16 protein-coding genes, 1 tRNA gene and 1 pseudogene are annotated in these 18,934 nt (G+C 40.8%); 10 read left to right on the top strand and 8 right to left on the bottom strand.

The features are described 5' to 3' along the window. Window positions 1-442 precede the first annotated feature (442 nt). Complete coding sequence (locus LGZ98_RS07830) at window positions 443-913, bottom strand: TnsD family Tn7-like transposition protein (protein WP_113042825.1); 471 nt, start codon at window positions 911-913, stop codon at window positions 443-445. A gap of 220 nt (window positions 914-1,133) precedes the next feature. Here LGZ98_RS07830 and LGZ98_RS07825 point away from each other — a divergent pair, with 220 nt between their 5' ends. The 5 genes from LGZ98_RS07825 (at window position 1,134) to LGZ98_RS07805 (ending at window position 4,401) form a co-directional block, all read left to right on the top strand. Then, a complete protein-coding gene (locus LGZ98_RS07825) occupies window positions 1,134-1,346 on the top strand; it encodes a hypothetical protein (protein ID WP_228901663.1) in 213 nt (70 codons plus the stop codon). Continuing rightward, window positions 1,339-2,547 (top strand): ATP-grasp domain-containing protein, encoded by a 1,209-nt coding sequence (locus tag LGZ98_RS07820; RefSeq protein ID WP_262977914.1) that lies wholly within the window; start codon window positions 1,339-1,341, stop codon window positions 2,545-2,547. The genes LGZ98_RS07825 and LGZ98_RS07820 overlap by 8 nt, the downstream gene beginning before the upstream one ends. Window positions 2,548-2,571: 24 nt before the next feature. Further along, window positions 2,572-2,994 carry an MFS transporter gene (locus LGZ98_RS07815; RefSeq protein WP_113042832.1) on the top strand — a complete coding sequence of 141 codons (423 nt, stop codon included), beginning with the start codon at window positions 2,572-2,574 and terminating at the stop codon, window positions 2,992-2,994. A 137-nt stretch (window positions 2,995-3,131) separates the two neighbouring features. After that, window positions 3,132-3,944, top strand: coding sequence for an MFS transporter (locus LGZ98_RS07810; protein WP_262977913.1), 813 nt, complete (start codon window positions 3,132-3,134; stop codon window positions 3,942-3,944). Between the two features lie 10 nt (window positions 3,945-3,954). Beyond that, the gene (locus LGZ98_RS07805; RefSeq protein ID WP_262977912.1) at window positions 3,955-4,401 is read left to right on the top strand and encodes an aminotransferase class I/II-fold pyridoxal phosphate-dependent enzyme; all 447 of its coding nucleotides are present in this window, start codon (window positions 3,955-3,957) and stop codon (window positions 4,399-4,401) included. A gap of 450 nt (window positions 4,402-4,851) precedes the next feature. On the opposite strand, the gene LGZ98_RS07800 is transcribed toward LGZ98_RS07805, so the two are convergent. Beyond that, complete coding sequence (locus LGZ98_RS07800; RefSeq protein WP_262977911.1) at window positions 4,852-6,036, bottom strand: BaiN/RdsA family NAD(P)/FAD-dependent oxidoreductase; 1,185 nt, start codon at window positions 6,034-6,036, stop codon at window positions 4,852-4,854. A 269-nt stretch (window positions 6,037-6,305) separates the two neighbouring features. Between LGZ98_RS07800 and pitA the strand changes: the two genes are divergently transcribed. Next, on the top strand, window positions 6,306-7,796 hold the full coding sequence (gene pitA / locus LGZ98_RS07795) for an inorganic phosphate transporter PitA (RefSeq protein WP_113041270.1): 1,491 nt from the start codon (window positions 6,306-6,308) through the stop codon (window positions 7,794-7,796). A 54-nt stretch (window positions 7,797-7,850) separates the two neighbouring features. Here the strand turns inward: pitA and uspB are convergent, their stop codons facing one another. Beyond that, window positions 7,851-8,186 (bottom strand): universal stress protein UspB, encoded by a 336-nt coding sequence (uspB, locus tag LGZ98_RS07790; protein ID WP_049583893.1) that lies wholly within the window; start codon window positions 8,184-8,186, stop codon window positions 7,851-7,853. A 585-nt stretch (window positions 8,187-8,771) separates the two neighbouring features. Between uspB and uspA the strand changes: the two genes are divergently transcribed. Beyond that, entirely contained in the window at window positions 8,772-9,203 is a 432-nt protein-coding gene (gene uspA / locus LGZ98_RS07785) for a universal stress protein UspA (RefSeq protein WP_113041269.1), read from the top strand. Window positions 9,204-9,464: 261 nt separating this feature from the next. Next, complete coding sequence (gene gdhA / locus LGZ98_RS07780) at window positions 9,465-10,808, top strand: NADP-specific glutamate dehydrogenase (RefSeq protein ID WP_113041267.1); 1,344 nt, start codon at window positions 9,465-9,467, stop codon at window positions 10,806-10,808. Between the two features lie 37 nt (window positions 10,809-10,845). Here the strand turns inward: gdhA and rsmJ are convergent, their stop codons facing one another. Together rsmJ and prlC are read right to left on the bottom strand one after the other, a co-directional pair. Then, window positions 10,846-11,589: a 16S rRNA (guanine(1516)-N(2))-methyltransferase RsmJ gene (gene rsmJ / locus LGZ98_RS07775; protein ID WP_262977910.1), complete on the bottom strand. Its 744-nt coding sequence runs from the start codon at window positions 11,587-11,589 to the stop codon at window positions 10,846-10,848. 6 nt (window positions 11,590-11,595) lie between these two features. Further along, window positions 11,596-13,638 carry an oligopeptidase A gene (prlC, locus tag LGZ98_RS07770; protein ID WP_113041265.1) on the bottom strand — a complete coding sequence of 681 codons (2,043 nt, stop codon included), beginning with the start codon at window positions 13,636-13,638 and terminating at the stop codon, window positions 11,596-11,598. A gap of 236 nt (window positions 13,639-13,874) precedes the next feature. Between prlC and LGZ98_RS07765 the strand changes: the two genes are divergently transcribed. Next, window positions 13,875-13,969, top strand: a tRNA-Sec gene (locus tag LGZ98_RS07765). 163 nt (window positions 13,970-14,132) lie between these two features. Beyond that, window positions 14,133-15,054, top strand: a pseudogene (locus LGZ98_RS07760) (tyrosine-type recombinase/integrase). Window positions 15,055-15,402: 348 nt separating this feature from the next. On the opposite strand, the gene LGZ98_RS07755 reads toward LGZ98_RS07760, so the two are convergent. Genes LGZ98_RS07755 through LGZ98_RS07745 form a run of 3 tightly spaced genes read right to left on the bottom strand, consistent with a single transcriptional unit; the run spans window position 15,403 to window position 18,931 of the window. Beyond that, window positions 15,403-16,314: a hypothetical protein gene (locus tag LGZ98_RS07755; RefSeq protein ID WP_262977909.1), complete on the bottom strand. Its 912-nt coding sequence runs from the start codon at window positions 16,312-16,314 to the stop codon at window positions 15,403-15,405. Further along, a complete protein-coding gene (locus tag LGZ98_RS07750) occupies window positions 16,289-16,627 on the bottom strand; it encodes a helix-turn-helix domain-containing protein (RefSeq protein ID WP_113041263.1) in 339 nt (112 codons plus the stop codon). The genes LGZ98_RS07755 and LGZ98_RS07750 overlap by 26 nt, the downstream gene beginning before the upstream one ends. Before the next feature lie 12 nt (window positions 16,628-16,639). Continuing rightward, a complete protein-coding gene (locus tag LGZ98_RS07745) occupies window positions 16,640-18,931 on the bottom strand; it encodes a S8 family peptidase (RefSeq protein ID WP_262977908.1) in 2,292 nt (763 codons plus the stop codon). Window positions 18,932-18,934 lie beyond the last annotated feature (3 nt).

The raw sequence follows: 18,934 nt of genomic DNA, 5'->3' as shown, positions 1-18,934 counted from the left end.
CAGTGAACCCTTTTGCAGGTGCTGTAATACTCTGTAATAGTTTTTGTTCCGGCTGAAAAATAGACTCTCCCAATATTTCAATCAAACGCAAGAACTTAGGCCAGTTAGCCAGCATGCCAATCAGGGGCATCAATCAAGAGACTGGGTGACACAAACAGAATAAGGAACAGCAATGGAGATGGATTTATCAGGTGTGTGGTGTTGTGACGACGGGTTGACCTATCAGTTCAGACAACATCAGGATGGCAGTGTGTTTATTTGCGGGAGCGACACAACATGCACACATGTCGGCGTCGGAAAAGTCATCGATCAGTGCCTACCATCTGTAAACCTCTCATAAAATAGGGAGGATTACAATGTATAACAATTAATCATGCACAATAAGAGCAGTCACTCTGAGGTGTAAATTAGATATAAAAAGTGCAGATGTTCACTTTATGACTTACTTTGCTCTTGGGCTTTGGTGTAGCGGAGTAGGCTCGCGCAAGTTTATCTCTAGCCACTCTCTTTCATGTTTATACAGCCAGAAGAATGCCGCATTACAGTCAGACTTTATGTCATGTCGGATGGCTTCTGGGTGGTATTGACGATAAAGAAGAATCTGAAGTTGATAGCGTCGCCTTTTTGATTCATGTTTACACTGTTTACGCCAATTTACCAGTCCATCCGTAGTAGAAACGATCGGCTCAACACCCCCGGTTGAAATAGACAATCTTCGCGCGATTTCTTTACGGTGAAAGCCTTTCGTAGCAAGTTCAATTGCAATTTGGCAAACCAAAGGGGTTGGCTTAATAGGCTTTAGTCGCGTACTTATTTTTGCCCCAAGAGCAACAGCTTTTACAAAGCAGCGACTTTTGCCTATTTCCCTGCTAATGCTTGCAATTGAGTTACTTTTTTTAGGAGTGTTAAACACTTTGCTTTCTTCTGATCATTACGTGTTATGTAGTTAAATTCGGTGGTTCCAAAACCCTCTACCGACTTAGCTTTACTCAACCAATAGCTGAACAAATGTTCTGTCTTACTTCTCCGTTAATGTGACAAAAATATTTTTTCTTGGCTATCAAAAAACACTTGAAAATAATCATGTAAATAATAAGTTTTAATTTCAAACATTCTAGGCAAGGAAAATAAAAATGATAAATAAACCGATTGTCTATGATTTTCATGGTGATAAACCATTAAATACACCTTTTACTGATATAAAGCCTCAAGATATTCATATTTATCTTGATGAAATTAACGATCTTGTTAATAAAAGATTAAACGGTGTGTTAAATAATGGGTGTTTTTCTCGTGAGCTAATGAATAACCTCTCTAGTAGATCGATAGAGATTAAAAATGTCTAATAGATTATTGGTAATAGAAAAAAACCCATCCGGTTCGATTGGGTTAAAAAAAGCAAAAGAGCTGGGTGCTTATATTATATTCATTGGATCAAGGAAGTACTATAATAAAGTATCTGATAATGATTTACTCTATATTGATGAATTCTTCGAAGCAGATACTAATGACGATGAACTTGTTCTAAATATGGCTGAGCATATCAATGCTAAGAAAAAAATACAGGGTGTTATTACATTTATGGAGTTCTATGTTCCCCTTACGGCTAAAGTATCAGAAGCATTAGGTCTTAAGGGAATAACATATGAAAATGCATTGAAAGCAAGAAACAAACACCTAATGAGAGAATCTTTTGGGCAAAAAAATGTTCCTATCCCTAAATACGCTCTAATTTCGAATGTTGATAGTGCAAAAATAGAAGCAGCCAAAATTGGGTATCCAAACATTATAAAACCTATTAACATGGCCGGAAGTCGAGGTGTTTTACGTAATGATAATGTCATCGAATTGGAAAGGAATTTCCGTGAAGTCTGTGAAATAACTCCTCCATTTGGAGTAAAAAGATCTTCTTTACTTTTGATAGAAGAATATCTAGAAGGACAAGAATACAGTATTGAATCTATTTCCTTTAATGGTGTTGTGAACATTATCACAATTACTAAAAAATACGTATCAAATAATGGTTATTTTGTTGAATTAGGGCATACATTGCCTGCTAATCTACCATTACAACAAAAAATTGAAATAGAAAAAGTGGTAACACAAGCCTTGCTCGCGTTAGGTATTTATAATGGAGGAGGACATACCGAGGTTAAGGTAACAAGTGATGGTGTCAAAGTCATTGAAGTAGGCGCTCGGTTAGGAGGAGATCATATTCCTGAATTAGTGGAAATGGCTACCGGTATTGATATGTGGAAAGCAGTTATCCAAGTTTCGTTAGATATTTCACCTGACTTGAGTAAGAAGTTCAATAGATATGCCTCTATTTCTTATATCACAGCACCTTCTGGCATTGTTAAAAAGATAAATTACACCAAGAATGGCTTTGTCCATTTTGATGTTAATGTTGGAGAACATATTGAATCACTGAAAAATAGCTCTCAACGATTAGGGTATGCTATTGCGTGTGGCGTAACAGCGGAGCAGGCTGAATTTGATAGTCACCACCTTAAAGAGAGTGTTATTATCGAAATAGAGTCAGAGTAACTTAATACGTATCCTGGTGAACCAATGGCATCTCTATTCAGATTATCTTTATTAAAACATTTACCTCCCCCAATTTTTATCATGTTACTGGGGACACTGTTAACAAGAGCCGCCTATTTTATGGTTTGGCCTTTTTTAGCGATGATCCTTTATCGGCAGTTTAACATGTCAGCGACAGGGATTGGCGGATTATTGGCGCTGTCGAGTATCTTAGGCTCAGTGACAGGCATTTATACCGGATATTTGTCTGATATTTTTTGCCGCAGAACAATAATGCTTATCGGGGTGATGATAAGCATTATCTCATTCATCATGATGTCCTTCTCATCTTCACCTATCTTATATTTAATCGCTATATCCGGAATTAGTATTGGGCGTGCTCTGTTAGAAGCGTGTAGCAAAGCCTTACTGCCTATCTCAATAGGGCTATTTTATTTGCCATTTTGAACCTGGGTAGTGCTCAAAATCCTCACGTACTACGTGTACGCTCCGGTTTTTCCGCGCTGTCCGTGTTCACTGTTCATTGATAAGAATGGCCTGCAACAATTACGCCTATTGAGATAGGCTCTTAATTGGCGATTATATTGACTCTCCTAAAGAGAGAGTCAATACAATACTATCGATATTATTTGGTCAATGTTGGCGCTGCAATTGGTCCTTATATTGGCTTAGCCTCTGGCCTATCGGCACAGAGAGAAACTTTTCTAATTACAGCCATTGTTTATTTTGTTTATGGTATTATATTGCGTGTCTTTTTATTATCTTCAAAAAAGGAAGAGAAAATAAAAAAATTCAGCAATGACATTAGCTTTACAAAAACATTGAACATAATTATTTCTCACCGAACATTCATGATACTTCTATTATGTAATGTTCTTGTTATGTTTGTTTATGCTAACTTTGATTCTACGCTTGTTCAATATTTATCTAGATCAAATATCAACAATGTTACCAATTTTATTGCTTTATTAGTTATTGTCAACTCATTGACAATTATCACTTTGCAAATACCAACTTTAGTTTTATTAAGAAATTTTACACCAAGAATAAAAATATTAATCGGTATCATGTTAATTGCCATAGCTCAAATCATTTTTGCATTCTCACCTATCAATACAGTTTATTATCTCTGTGTCGCAACTGTCATTCTGAGTTTTGGGGAAATAATTGCCATACCTACGTTTAATGTCGAAGTTGATAGGCTCACACCTCACCATTTAAGGGGAGCTTTTTTTGGTGCTTACAATATGTCAAGTATCGGATCAGCTTTAGCACCTATTTACGGAGGGATCATGCTTGATTTATTTAATTCTACTCTACTGTTTTCATTATTATCCCTAATTAGCTTGATAACTCTATTGATTTATTATACTTTTTTAATCAAAAAAAATAATTAATGGTGGATGTATGAATTTCAATTTTGATGTTGTATTCGATCGTTCTGTTTTTTCATCCACTAAATGGACATACCCTCAAGACTCACTGTATACCGATAACAAGCCAACACCATTATGGGTAGCAGATATGGATTTTCAGAGTCCTCCTTCTGTCAGAAAAGCGCTTTTGAACATCATTGATTATGGCATATTGGGTTACACTAATTGTAGCTTATCAACATTAAATGCGATTACAGACTGGCAAAAAAACAGGCATGACTGGACAATTGAACCCGATTGGATTGTTCAGAGCCCAGGTGTTGTTACTGCGATTGATATTATAATTAATGCACTTTCGGAGCCCGATGATTCTATCATTATAATGACACCTGTTTATGGGGCATTTTCGCGCTCTATACTCGCCAATCAACGCTCCGCAATAACTGTTCCTCTTCATAATATTAGAATCTTCAATTAAAAATATGCTCCATATCTGTCATTTTCAGAATGATGACTGCGTCAACTGACAGAGCTAAACCCTATGGATTTCAAGATGCATCGCGACGGCAAGGGAGCGAATCCCCGGGAGCATAGAGAACTATGTGACCGGGGTGAGTGAGTGCAGCCAACAAAGAGGCAACTTGAAAGATAACGGGTATAAACCACCCAGGTCATAATTCCGGTAGTTAGATATGGTCGAGTTGCCCGAGGGGATCTCACCCATAGGCTCTCACGCAACTGGACGTGAAATAGAGTAGAGCGCCAGCGAGTTACCATTTGCTATGACACTTTTCCGAACGCCTCCTCTCCAAACCGGACATGAGACTTTCGACCTCATCCGGCTTTCCAGTATCATTTTTCCCGATTTTTAGTTGGACGAAACTTGTAAATCTCCTTACGGGCAAACTTTATTGTCTCTCCACACCAGTCACAACGCCTGAGCACATGCCCAGGCGGAACTCCATGCCCACTGGAAGTTATAGCCACCAAGCCAGCCGGTGACGTCTACCACTTCCCCGATAAAATAGAGTCCTTTTATCTGATTAGCTTCCATCGTTTTGGATGAGAGTTGGTGAGTGTCGATACCTCCCATTGTCACTTCGGCGGTGCGATAGCCCTCTGTACCGTTGGGTTGTACCCGCCATGATTGGAGGTTTACCGCCAACTGTGTTTGCTGATTTGGGGTTAGTTGTTTAAGAGCAATATCTGGGATTTGGCCGAGCGTTTGCAGGCACTCTGTCAACCGCTTTGGTAATAATTTTGCCAAAGTATTTTTTACGCTTTGGTTTGGATGAGAACTCCGCTCTTTCTCCAGAAGGGCTTCCAGATCATTATCTGGAAGTAAGTTAATACTCACAAACTCTCCTGATTGCCAGTAACTGGAAATTTGTAAGATTGCTGGACCAGAGAGTCCTCGGTGAGTAAACAGGATATTTTCTTTGAATAGAACGCCATTTTCGGCGGTGACAATGGCGGGAACGGACACACCAGAGAGCATATGAAGTTGCTCCAGTAGTGGTTTATGCAGAGTAAAAGGTACAAGGGCGGCGCGGGTTGGCAAGACTTTCATGCCGAACTGTTCTGCAATTCGATACCCAAAAGGCGTTGCTCCAAGACCTGGCATAGATAATCCACCGGAAGCGATAACAAGTGAGCGTGTACTTACTTCTTTTCCGTTAACGAGGATAACGAAACCTTGCTCATTTTTTTCTACCTGGCTAACTTCACTGCGCAGACGAATAGTGACCTGACCGGCTTCACACTCTTTCAGCAACATATCAACTATCTGTTGGGCGGAATCATTACAGAAAAGCTGCCCTAGTGTTTTTTCATGGTAAGCAATGCCATGACGCTGAACCAGTTCGATAAAATCCCATTGTGTGTAACGGGCCAGAGCAGATTTGCAAAAATGGGGGTTAGCAGAAAGATAAGCTGATGGTTCTGTGTACATATTAGTGAAGTTGCAACGTCCACCACCGGACATCAAAATCTTACGCCCGGCTTTTTTACCATTATCCAGAACGAGTATCCGTAAACCGAGCTGTCCAGCCTGAGCTGCACAGAACAAACCTGCTGCACCGGCACCAATAATCACCGCATCAAATTTTTCCACTGTTTTTCTCTTTATGACTAAATAATTTAGTGGGGAATTTCCCCTAATATGTTGTATTTTTGATAAGTTTGTAGGGAAAAAGTCCTTTATAACTTAAAATTGTCAATTTTTTAAAAGATATGTAATTTAATGATATATAAGGAGTATTCCTATTTCTTATTGTTATCTAGTTGTCATGAAATCAAAAAAAGTTCATATTTCACTTCCCCCGCTAGCATTTGTCACTGATAATGCGCCGCGTTCATGTCCAACTAACTGGCTTAACGTTTATGCTACATCTTTTTACTGGCCTGGATTTTCACACCAGCTTAATGTTAGTACTGGCACTACTGTTTGTGCTATTTTATGAAGCCATTAATGGCTTTCATGATACCGCGAATGCGGTAGCAACAGTTATTTATACCCGTGCTATGCGAGCACAGTTCGCCGTTGTTATGGCTGGGGTATTTAACTTCTTTGGTGTTCTTCTTGGTGGATTAAGTGTCGCTTACGCGATTGTACATTTACTTCCAACCGATCTTCTTCTCAATGTCAGTTCTGCTCATGGCCTTGCTATGGTGTTTTCCATGTTGCTGGCTGCGATTGTCTGGAACCTTGGGACCTGGTATTTCGGTTTACCTGCATCCAGTTCTCATACCCTGATTGGTTCTATCATTGGTATCGGTTTGACCAATGCGATCGTAACCGGTTCTTCTGTGGTTGATGCGTTGAATGTGCCAAAGATGATACAGATTTTCCTGTCGTTGATCCTCTCTCCTTTAATCGGATTGATCATTGCGGGGGCAATCGTGTTTCTACTGCGCCGTTACTGGAGTAGCACCAAGAAACGTAAACGTATTCATCTGACACCCGCTGAACGAGAAAAGAAGGATGGTAAGCGTAAACCTCCTTTCTGGACACGCACTGCGCTGATTTTATCTGCGGTAGGTGTCAGCTTCTCTCATGGGGCGAATGATGGTCAGAAAGGTATCGGTTTGATTATGCTGGTGCTAATTGGTGTGGCTCCAGCGGGATTTGTCGTAAACATGAATGCCAATGGTTATGACATTGCCCGTACCTACGATGCCATTACTCACTTGCAGCAATATTATCAGCAGCATGGCGCAGCGTTATCCCATGTAATTGAACTGACTCCCTCGGTTGCTGTTGCGGAAGATGAATCGGAAGGGCGATTCCATTGTGATATTACGCGTGCTGTTGTTGTTCTTGATCAGACAGAAAGCCTATTAAAGGGCATTCAGAGCTACAGTGAGCTGAGTGCTGAACAGCGTAACAATATGCGTCGCATGTTGATGTGTATTGCTGATACGGCTGAGTCTTTGGCTAAACTGCCGGAAACCCGTGCTGAAGACGCCCGTTTCCTGAATAAATTGCGGAAAGATTTATTACACACCGTTGAGTATGCACCTGTCTGGATTATCATTGCGGTAGCACTAGCACTGTCTTTGGGAACGCTGGTTGGCTGGAAACGTGTTGCAGTCACTATTGGTGAGAAGATTGGCAAAAAAGGTATGACCTACGCGCAGGGTGTTTCAGCTCAGATGACTGCTGCTGTTTCAATTGGTGTTGCGAGTTATACCGGTATGCCGGTCTCTACTACGCAGGTACTTTCTTCTGCGGTGGCTGGAACGATGTTAGTCGATGGCGGTGGTGTTCAGAGGAAAACTATCCAGAATATCATGTTGGCTTGGATACTGACGCTGCCGGTTTCAATCGGGTTGTCCGGTACGCTTTACTGGTTCGCTTTGAAACTGATTTAATTATTTTAATGGATAATTTGAAGGCGGTATGGATCAACTATACCGCCTTTTTCTTTAATACCAAATCAACATAGAAATCAGGCAAATAACAACTAGTCCACTCAGTGCACTGGTCAAAATAAATTGTTTTCTCAACCTTTCACAACGAAGAACAACTTCTGGATCATGATGATCAAGGTAACGTTGTGAATTGATGTAGTTCACTAGCCGTATTTGCTTATTAAGTTGCCCATGAGTAGTGAAAAAGCCGTTACCGTCTACTGATTGATAAAGCAAGGGATCAGACTGACGAAGAATGGACAGCAATGCTCGTAGTGAAGAGAAGTAGCGCATCATATTGATAATGCAGACAAGACACAGTGCCCAAAACAGTGCGATTGTACTGAACATAATCCCCTCCTTAGAATGGTTAGCTAGAGCTGTCACAAAAAAGAAAAAATCAAAATTGCAGGTGGTGACACCTTATATTTATTGTAGGAAAGATAGTCAGATAGTACAAAAAACCTGTTCTGTGTCAGTTGGGACAAAACTGGCAGAAAAACATCATAAACACTTATCTAGTCAGTTTTATTCAACCATACAACTCTAGAGAGACTGATTAGTTGTTCGCGTAAATATGTTGAGTTTCAAGGAAGGCCATAAATTCAGAGTAGGATTTTGTTATCCATCAAGTGGCAGGAAGAACAATTGTGGTATATGTTGTTTGGTGGATGTTCTTTGTCCAGTCGTTGAATACGATGATCTGTGATCGAAACAGTACTTGAAGAACATCCTCAGTAGTAATATACCCTATGGATTTCAAGATGCATCGCGACGGCAAGAGAGCGAATCCCCGGGAGCATAGATAACTATGTGACCGGGGTGAGTGAGTGCAGCCAACAAAGAGGCAATTTGAAAGATGACGGGTATAAACACAGGATAGTGGCAATTTGCCCTGCCAACTCACTAATTCGGCATTATGGAAGGAGTTCGCTTATGGCTTACAAACATATTCTTGTTGCGGTTGATTTATCCCCGGAAAGTCAGGTTTTGGTGAGAAAAGCTGTTTCTATGGCTAAACCGGACAATGCCAAAGTTTCCCTGATCCATGTTGATGTTAACTATTCCGATCTCTACACCGGTTTGATTGATGTTAATCTCGGTGATATGCAGCAACGTATTACTGACGAGACCCGCAGTGCGCTGAAAGCTCTCTCTGCAAATTCAGATTATGACATTCAGGAAACCCTGAGTGGTAGCGGTGATCTGGGGCAAGTACTCGTTGATGCAATTAAGAAATATGACATAGATATGGTTGTTTGCGGTCATCATCAGGATTTCTGGAGCAAATTGATGTCTTCTGCTCGTCAGTTAATTAATACGGTGCATGTTGATATGCTGATTGTTCCTCTGCGTGATGATGAATGACAACAGATTGAAAAGTTATTCGATAAAATCGCCTGCTTATGCAGGCGTTTTTTGGGGTGAAATGGAGTGTTGTTTGGTTTATACCCGATGCAATCAAGAAATTTTTTTTACCTTTCTGCAAAAAAACTTCTTGAAAGATGAATATAGAACAGTGATATATTCAAAGGGCAAACACAACTTACCTCACATTTTCGACAAAAATAATTATTAGAAAATGGCTGGGGTCCCATCACAACCGAAGTAGAAATAAGGAATAACTAAATGAGCTGTTTACTATCTTTGTCTTCATTTCTTGGATCGATTCAACGCAGGGATGAATATCAACCAGAATATCTCCAGGCTGTTCGGGAAGTATTCACCTCTCTTTGGCCGTTTCTTGAACAAAATCCAAAATACCGCGAACACAGCTTATTGGAGCGTATGGTGGAGCCAGAAAGGGTTATCCAGTTTCGGGTTTGTTGGGTCGATGATCAGGGTAAAGTTCAGGTAAACCGTGCATGGCGAGTGCAGTTCAACTCAGCCATTGGGCCATATAAAGGTGGTATGCGTTTTCATCCATCGGTGAATCTCTCTATTCTGAAATTCCTGGGCTTTGAACAAACCTTGAAAAATGCGCTGACAACCTTACCAATGGGTGGAGGTAAAGGCGGTTCAGATTTTGATCCTAAAGGAAAAAGCCAAGGCGAAGTGATGCGTTTTTGCCAGGCATTAATGACAGAATTGTACCGCCATTTGGGGCCAGATACCGATGTGCCCGCAGGTGATATTGGTGTGGGTGGCCGTGAAGTGGCTTTTATGTCAGGGATGATGAAAAAGCTTTCTAACAACACGGCTTGTGTATTCACTGGCAAAGGTCTCTCTTTTGGCGGTAGTTTGATTCGCCCGGAAGCAACTGGTTATGGTCTGGTCTATTTCGTCAATGCCATGTTAAAACGTCATGGCATGGGGTTTGAAGGTATGCGCGTATCGGTTTCCGGTGCTGGTAATGTCGCGCAATATACGATTGAAAAATGTATGGCATTGGGAGCGAAAGTGGTAACCGCTTCGGATTCCGGCGGTACCTTAGTCGATGAGGAAGGTTTCACACCAGAGAAGCTGGCTCATCTTGAAGAGATAAAAAACCAACACTATGGCCGAGTGGAAGAATATGCCAGAGAGCGGGGTCTGACTTTCTTGAAAGGGTTACAACCGTGGTCTGTGCCGGTTGATATCGCTTTGCCATGTGCTACCCAGAATGAACTGGATTTAGATGCGGCTAAGGTTCTTATCAAGAATGGCGTTAAAGCTGTTGCTGAAGGGGCGAATATGCCAGCAACTATTTCAGCAACTGAAGCCTTTATTGAAGCCGGTGTGCTATTTGCACCAGGTAAAGCAGCCAATGCGGGTGGCGTGGCAACATCTGGTTTGGAAATGGCACAAAATGCGGCCCGTTTAGGTTGGAAGGCTGAAAAAGTGGATGCACGTTTGCATCACATCATGCTAGATATTCACCACGCCTGTGTTGAGTATGGTGGCGAGGGTAAACAGACCAATTATGTTCAGGGTGCGAATATTGCTGGATTTGTGAAAGTTGCCAACGCCATGCTTGCTCAAGGTATTCTGTAGGCTAAAAGATATCAGCCGCAATATACGGCTGATTTTTTTAACAAGGATAAATGTCAAAACGGTGGTTTTTCGTGGTGATAGCTGCTGATGCAGCAACTCCAGCTAAGGGTTCTGCATAATCAGGCCGCTTTACCACGACGCGGCGTTTTGCCAAAGCGCGTGCAGGGGATAGCAAACTATCAGCATCTTCATCAGCGCCAACCAGAGATTGGAACACTCGCATCTCTTTTTTAACCAGTGCACTTTTCTGCCTATGTGGATACATAGGATCAAGATAAACGACATCGGGCTGTGGCGTAATATCGGCCAGCGCTGTAATGCTGGAGGCATGGAGCAGTGTCATGCGTTCTTGCAGCCAGCTACCAATTTCTTCATCCTGATAACCCCGTTGCAGCCCATCATCCAGCAATGCTGCGACTACAGGATGGCGTTCCAGCATTCTTACATGGCAACCTAGTGATGCCAGTACAAAGGCATCGCGCCCCAGGCCTGCGGTAGCATCTACGACTGTTGGCAGATAATCTTTTTTGATCCCGATGGCCTTAGCGATAGCTTCACCGCGTCCGCCACCAAAGCGGCGGCGATGGGCCATTGCACCTGATACAAAATCGACATAGATGCCACCTAGCTTTGGTTCATCTCGTTTGCGAAGTTCAAGGCGTTGAGTGGTAAGGACCAACGCCATAATAGCGCTTTCGTTATGCACTAACTCCCAGCGCTCTACCAGTTGAGATAAGGCGCTGTTATCAGCGCCTTGTTCACAGATTAAACAGATTCCCACCTTAAATTATCCTTTAATACCGGCCTTGCGCAGCATTGCATCCAGTTTTGGTTCACGGCCACGGAAGCGTTTGAACAGCTCCATTGGTTCTTCGGAACCACCACGGGACAAAATGTTATCAAGGAAAGATTGCCCGGTTTCGCGGTTAAAAATGCCTTCTTCCTCGAAGCGGGAGTAAGCATCGGCTGCTAACACATCAGCCCATAGATAACTGTAGTAACCCGCGGCATAACCACCGGAGAAGATGTGGGTGAATGAATGTGGGAAACGGCCCCATTCAGGTGAAGGCACTACCGAGACCAATTTTTTCACTTCCTTTAAGGTCTTCATGGTCTGAGCACCTTTCTTTGGATCATACTCAACATGCAGACGGAAATCGAACTGACCAAACTCAAGCTGACGCAAGATCCGCATAGCCGCTTGATAGTTTTTCGCTGCTAAAAGATTATCCAACATGGATTGTGGTAGAGGCTCTTGGGTTTCATAGTGACCAGAGATAAATGCCAGTGCTTCTGGTTCCCAACACCAGTTCTCCATGAACTGGCTTGGCATTTCGACTGCATCCCACGGTACACCGCCAATACCGGAAACGCCGGCAGTTTCAATCTGGGTCAGCATATGCTGTAGACAGTGACCGAACTCGTGGAACAGCGTATTGACTTCATTGTGGGTGAACAACGCTGGTTTATTACCAACAGGTTTATTGAAGTTGCAGTTCAGATAAGCGACAGGTTTTTGCAGTTCACCGTTGGAACGACGCATTCTGCTGATACACTCATCCATCCAAGCGCCACCACGTTTATTCTCGCGTGCGTACAGATCCATATAGAAGCTACCGCGCAGCTCATTGGTGTCATCGTACAGATCAAAGAAACGGACATCTGGATGCCAAGTTTCTACATCATGGCGCTCTTTGGCGGTAATACCATAGATACGGCGAACAACTTCGAATAACCCTTCAACAGCCTTTTGTTCAGGGAAATAAGGACGTAACTGCTCATCATTGATAGAGAACTCGTACTGTTTTTGTTTTTCGCCATAGTACGTCATATCCCAAGCTTCCAGCTTGTGGGCACAATGATGCCATTTAGCAAAACCTTTTAATTCATCTACTTCTTCTTCGCCCTGTGGATGCGCGCGTTTTGTCAAATCATTCAGAAAATCCAATACTTCCTTCGGGGTTTTTGCCATCTTGGTTGCAAGGGATTGTTCAGCATAATTTTTGAAACCAAGCAATTGAGCCTGTTCGTGACGCAGCGCAAGGATTTCGGCGATCACTTCGCTGTTATCCCATTTACCTGCATTTGGGCCTTGATCGGATGCGCGGGTATTGTAGGCGTGGTAAATTTCCCGACGCAGTTCACGGTTATCTGCATAAGTAATAACCGGCTGGTAACTTGGTGCTTCTAAAGTCAGTAGCCAGCCTTTTTGTCCTTTAACTTCTGCTTGTGCTTTAGCGGCGGCAATCGCGCTTTCAGGCAGACCAGACAGATCTTTCACATTAGTAATTAATTTAGTCCAGCCCATAGTGGCATCGAGCACATTATTGTTGAATTGCGAACTTAAATCTGACAAACGTGCACTGATCTCGCCATAACGTTTCTGCTTCTCTTCGGGCAGACCAATACCTGATAGTTTAAAATCACGCAGTGCATTTTCGACAACTTTGCGTTGAGGCAGAAAGAGCTTCTCAAACTCAGCACTTTCACGTAATGACTTATAGGCTTGATATAATCCCTTGTGCTGACCTAACCAGGTACTGAATTCGGACAGTAATGGCAAACTTTCTTCATAGACGGCGCGTAATTCTGGGCTGTTCTTAACTGCATTCAGATGATTGACTGGTGACCATGCACGGGATTGTTTATCCCCTGCTTCGGCCAATGGTTGACACAGATTATCCCAGGTAAAAACGGTATTCTCGGCCAATATTTTTTCGACGGTTTGGCGATAATTGGCAATGACTTCCTTTACAGCCGGAACAACATGTTCTGGTTTAATAGAAGAAAATTTTGGTAAACCTGATGGAACGAGTAACGGATTAGTCATATAAAGCGTCCTGTTTATGTGTTGGATACATTGCTGAGCGGAGCAACCCTGTATCGTAATGGGTATCGGCTAATAAGATGTAGGTAAAATTTGGCAAACACAACGCGAATGTTGAGCTTATGAACAATAAAATTTAATGCTTTTTAGCAAATTGAGAATGATTTCAGCAAACGGATTCAGAAGCCAGATAATATGCGCTATGATGAGTCGCTTTTCATAATTCTTTGTATTTATATGGAAGATCATCGTCCCCGGTGGGGCGGCTGGACTTCAAATCCAGATGGGGCCGCCAGCGGTCTCTGGCAGGTTCGACTCCTGTGATCTTCCGCCAATTAGCCTCCCCTGAATTCCACCACAGTCAATAAATCCCTTATACTACCTGCCATTGCAATCAGTTATGTTCTCCTGAGGTCAACTCATGTCTACCAGAATCAAGTACATTCTGGGGGCATTATGGGGGGTATAAAAGATGCCCCTATTTTGAGGTGCCCCCAATGAAGTTAACAGCCCGACAAGTTGATACTGCTAAACGAAAGAAAAGCCTTACAAGTTATCTGATGGCGGTGGCCTCTACCTTGAGGTAGCAACCAGCGGCTCACGTTACTGGCGTTTGAAGTATCGTTACGCAGGTAAAGAAAAACGTCTGGCTTTTGGTGTATATCCAGAAGTCTCCTTGGCTGAAGCGCGTGATAAACGTGAAGCTGCAAAAAAGGTACTGGCAGCAGGTAACGCTGTGGTGAAGTATTCCGTCATGCGATCGTGACCGGACGCGCTGAATATAATCCAGCCCCTGATCTCGCTACTGCCCTTGCAACACCAAAGAAAACAAATTTTCCCTTCCTGACTGCCGAAGAACTACCGCACTTCCTTAGCGATCTTGCAGGGTATCCCGGCAGTATTATCACCAAAACGGCAACCCAAATTATCATGCTTACAGGTGTACGAACTCAGGAGTTACGTTTCGCCCGCTGGGAAGACATCAACTTTGAAAAGCGACTCTGGGAGATACCAGCTGAAGTAATGAAGATGAAACGACCACATACCGTTCCGCTGTCAGATCAGGTAGTGGCACTTTTTGAATCACTTAAGCCAGTTACCGGCATGTACCCTCTTGTTTTCGTTGGACGTAATGATCGTACTAAGCCGATCTCAAAGGAAAGCATTAATCAGGTGATTGAGTTATTAGGATACAAAGGAAGGCTGACGGGGCATGGTTTTCGTCACACAATGAGTACCATTCTGCATGAAGAAGGTTTTAACTCGGCGTGGATTGAAACTCAGCTTGCTCATGTGGATAAGAATGCGATTCGTGGGGCTTACAACCATGCGCAATATCTGGATGGAAGGAAAGAAATGATGCAGTGGTACGGAGATTATATTACTAAGTTAAGTAATCAAAGGTTATTAAAATTTTAAAGGTTGATTTTTAATTATATACTCAAGATACTTCAAAGTGCATGTTTGAAAAACGATTATGTTGTTGAATTTAAATGTTTTTATATCTGACGACTCAAGCATCTTGAAGTTCATTCGGTATAGATTAATAAGAAGAAAAAAATATTTCTCCATTCTTAATAAATGTTCACATCTATTAAGATGAAATTTAATGAAAAATAAAATTTAACATTGCAAAAGAGATCAAAGAAATTCACGAAAATTATATTTATTAAACTTTTTAAACACGTTGAATCTTATTTTTAGAATCTTCCAACCAATACGTGCCTTTACTGGCACGATTGATCGTCTAATAGTTTTCGACTTCCTCTAGGAGGTCGCCAATGGCGCTTCTTGCGCTTCTTGTGTTTTATTTTTTGCCTCAGCCACTATATCACTAAAAGAGCTTTCAAAATCATTCTCTTCACTTTCGATAATCTCTTCATTAGGAGTGGTCGATTTTGCATTAACTTTTAGATCAGTAACAATAGATGAAAACAGTTTTTTTCCTACAATGTTGTATAACTGCAAACCAATCGCCAATTTTTTCGACTCAAGACTCACATCTGAAGCTTTAATTGATTCCAACTCTTTAAACAGAGTATCAGATTCATCACCTGGAACATTTTGCATAAGCTGTAAGCAAAATGAGTGGACCTTTGATGATAAATCTTCATAACTGACATCATTAAGAATTTCAGTTATATCCTTAGATCTCCGCCCCGCTTGGTCTCGATCAACTTGCCTATCAATAATGTCTATCATTTTTTTTAATATCAAGTTGAGGCCTAAATCAATTTGTGATTGGGAATTTTCGGACCCAAGCTTAAGAAAGGAGCTACGCATTACAAAAAAACTACCAATAGAGGCATAAAGAACATTAGCGACTTGCTTACTCGCTTCATTCGTTGTTGTAAGATTTAGGCTTTCAGAAACTTGTTGATTGACACCAAAGGTATGTAATAAGAATAACCCAGCACAACAAATCAAGCCGTTAATGAATAAATAAAATGCCCCTGGAAGGCATTTCATTACTGAAACAGGTTCATCTTTATATCTTGAACCTAACTCGATAGCACTTAACAGAACACCAATTATAAAAACACAAAAGTATTCCATAATCCCCTCAAGACTGAAGAAGTTAGCAGGAGCAATCATCAATAAAATCAGCAAGATAGCCCTAGTCGGAAATGTGCTATCATCATATTTTTTGCTGTTATTTCGTAAGTTTAAGAATGGCATTCAGGCCTTCTCTGGTAAGTCTTATATTTAAATTATCTGGGCCAACATTATTAGAATCCCCGACACGTTCATGATTTATGATGCTGACGGATATATATCCTGATTTTTTTAAACCTTTAACAATTGTTGATAATGCATTGTAATTAATACCCATGATAGATTTTATTTGCTTAATTGTTGTAGTTGAGTTTGCATCATGAGATGTTAATACACCAATACATTTCAAAGCCTTATTTGAAAGCTCTTCATAAAAATCTAGGGTGCTTTTAGCCTCACTGTCTCGTAAAGCGGAGTAACTCATAATTCGTTTCATAAATTCTCCAAGTTAAACAATAACTTCTTCTTTAACATTAATGTCTAATGGCTTTAACAAATTATATTCATTGACAATATAATCATACAGTTTAGTCGTTTTTTTAGTTTTTAAGGTGACGACCAAAGAATAATTTAACTCTGGCAATGAACGCATTTCTTTATTGGATAATGCGTGACCTTCATCTCTAGTTAAATAGCGAATATCAAGACATGGCTCTAAGATACTTGTTGAGAAAAATGAATCACTCACTTTATAACATGTTTCCCACTTATGGGCGTCTCTTCTAAGTGTTTGTTCGTTACCATAAATTTTTGTTTTACTAAAAAGAGTTCTAGTAGCAGCTTCGGATGGTAATTTACCCGTAACTTTATCTAAAGTAAATTTTTTGCTATGCGGACGAAAAGTGACTTCAATTCCCGCGCGTGAATAACTCACTGGATGTTGATGATCGACCTCAGTATAAAAACAAATCGTTGCCTCCAATGCGACATTCGTCTTTATTTTTTGTAAAATACTAGGACACGGAATAGCGGCTCTTACACCACTACTTTTGTTCAAAATACCTTGGTAAATAATTGTAACTGAATCATCAGAACAAAATACAAAATTATGTAAATTTTTATCAACCCGCCCCCAACCACAACCTTTTTTATCATTGTTAGATTCCGCAGAGTGGATTAACAAACTTCTCAAAGTGGCAGGAGGTAACTTACCTAGAGTCATTCGATCTAATCGTGCAGCTAATCGAGTAACCAAGGGTGCTGCAAAACTTGTCCCATATTTCTTTTTCTCCTCAAAATCGTATAAACCAATAAGTCTAAGTTTTTCTCCTTGGTCAGAATTGCATCCACCAAAAAAAATAACATCCGGTTTAACATATCCTGGACGTCGACCAGGGCCGATACTACTATAATTTGCTCTAGACCATTTGTTTTTCTGAGAGTCAGTTGCGCCAATACTCATACCGTTAAGGATATCGGCCGGAGGCTGAATTCGAGCTAAATCCTCATCCTCTGGAAAATCATTAAGCATTCCTCCAGTGTTACCAGCCGCAATTATTAAGAGCACAGAACCATCAGCAGCAATTTTATCTAGAGTCGATGTCCAGAGATTCGGCTCATCATCTGGGCAAGGAACTTCCGGCCCTAAGCTTATATTGGCTATTTTATACTTTCTTTTAGAAAGGACTAAGCATATACGGTCAAGAACATCTACTAAACCAATATCTTCATCATCTTTTTCGCAATAGACTTTGTAGTGATCTAATGGAATGATTTCATGTTCATCTGAAGAAAGTTCTTCCATCGTTCCATACATCACAGCGGATGTTACAAGCTCGCCATGAGTAAATATTTTAGAATCACCATCGTTACTTCCTGTCAGATCAAAATATCTAAGATGCGTAGTTGATAGCTGGCTAGATATTAAACCGCCATCAAAAACTGCAACCAATGGTTGAGCATTTGCATTTTGAATCTCATGTTTAGATACAGCGATAGATTCTTTACCAGATACTTGTTTTTTTGCATCTGAGTTAACATCATCCATATCTAAAAAAGAATTAAATAAATTTATTTTAGATGCAGGCCTAACAACACGCACGAATACAAATTTAGCTAGTTCACTTATTTTAGAACAGTCAATTTTAACAAAACAAAATGCTAACCCACCAATAAACCTTATCTTACTTTTATCTATTTCACCATCCATCTTTTCGATAAAAGATATAAAACTTAAGACTTTATCTTTCTCTGTCTCGTCGGCATGCAAAACCACCTCATAAGTGTTATATTGCTCATCTTCTTTTGATTTTATTTTATCTTTGAATGAATATAATCGTAGCTCCTCTATTTTACCAATATCAGTACTAACCTCCTCGCTGAGATTATTTTCTTCAATATCGGCAAGAAGCTTCTCAAAAGAAGATTTTTTCCCGGATAAAAAATATAGCGAACTTGAGACGGATTGAGTCTTTTGAACTTTATTAACAGCAGTCTCAGGTTTAACAAAAACCTCTTTGCTACCAATACTAGTCAGTCCGTAGTCATTTAGCAAAGCTTTAGGATAATAGCTCTTAGCTAAAAAACTTGGATGAAGGGTTAAAGCTGTTACAATCGTATCATTAGGCTTGGCGTCAGCAGGAAGTTCATCTGCTTCAATCAGTGTATTTGCTAGTTTTGTTGCAACACGCCTAGAAGATATGTTGTAAGGATAAGGGTGAGGTTCATCACCAGGTGGTCTTCCTGAATAATCATTCGGAATAGCATATTTTTCACCATTACCTAAAATAACTTTTTTCATGTA

The sequence above is a fragment of the Photorhabdus kayaii genome (genome assembly GCF_025384895.1).
GTDB lineage: Bacteria > Pseudomonadota > Gammaproteobacteria > Enterobacterales > Enterobacteriaceae > Photorhabdus > Photorhabdus kayaii.
The sequence above is the reverse complement of the archived record's forward strand: the minus strand, read 5'-3'. Positions and strand labels throughout refer to the sequence as shown.